Consider the following 962-nt stretch of genomic DNA (forward strand, 5'->3'; position numbering starts at 1 on the left):
GCCAGGCGGGGTCGCGGCCGAGCCGGGCGAGCAGGACGTCGCGGGGCTCGCGGCCGCCGGCGGCGACCGGCGGGGCGAACGCCGCTCCCGGACGCCGCGACCCGGCATCGTCCGGGACGATCCGGGCGATCTTGAGGGAGGCCTCGACGAGCTCGTCGTCCGGCTCCCAGGGCAGGCCGAGGGTGGCCGCGACGTCCCACGCGTGCACGACCACGTCGACCACGTGGAACGAGATCGCGAGCGCGCCGGGGAAGGTCCCGCCGGTGCGCACCTCGGGGAGGGCGAAGCCGCGCGTCAGGACGCCGTCCTCGGCGAACGCCCCGGTCACCAGCCGTCCGGACGCCACGACCGCCGCGTGCGGGTCGTCGCCGAGCGAGCCGCCGCGCCACACGGCGAGGGGTTCGCCGCCGCCCCGGGCCGCCGCGGCGAACCCCTCGTCCTGGCCGACCTGGTGCCGCAGCAGACCGTGCAGCGTCCAGTCGGGGCAGGGGGTCGGGCGGGCGAGGTCGGCGGGACCGACCTTGGCGGCCAGCGCGGCGAAGAGGTCGAGCGCCCGGCGGTCCAGGTCGCGGAAATCCGAGGCGAGCAGTTCGGTCAGCACGTCCATGCGCTCACCGTAGGGACCCGCATTGGCCCATGTACAGATCCAATGGAGGCCCCGGAGACTGGGCCGATCTAGACTGCGCGGCGTGGAGCTGCACATCACGCTGGACGACCGCCGCGACCTCACCGGCAGCCTGTACCGGCAGCTCAGGGACGCGGTCCTGGACGGCCGGCTGCGCGGCGGCGAGGCGGTGCCGCCCACCCGCGAGCTCGCCCGCCGCCTCGCGGTCTCGCGCGGCACCGTCTCGGTCGCCTACGACCGCCTCGCCGCCGAGGGCTACCTGACGGCCCGGGTCGGCGCGGGGACGTTCGTCCGCGAGTCGGCCGCGCCCGCGCCGTCCCGGCACGCGCCCGCCGCC

Annotated in this window: 2 protein-coding genes; one reads left to right on the forward strand and one right to left on the reverse strand. The window is 77.3% G+C overall.

Annotated features, from left to right (window positions below; all coding sequences use genetic code 11):
* The coding region (locus tag DZF91_RS23165) for a TIGR03086 family metal-binding protein (protein WP_117359487.1) at positions 1–607 on the reverse strand (607 nt) is incomplete at its 3' end.
* 82 nt (positions 608–689) lie between these two features.
* On the opposite strand from DZF91_RS23165, the gene DZF91_RS23170 reads away from it, so the two are divergent.
* Positions 690–962, forward strand: a 273-nt coding sequence (locus tag DZF91_RS23170) for a GntR family transcriptional regulator (protein WP_147341295.1), incomplete at its 3' end; no start/stop codon positions are given.

Origin of the sequence: Actinomadura logoneensis (genome assembly GCF_003428695.1) — a bacterium.
Taxonomy (GTDB): Bacteria; Actinomycetota; Actinomycetes; order Streptosporangiales; family Streptosporangiaceae; genus Spirillospora; species Spirillospora logoneensis.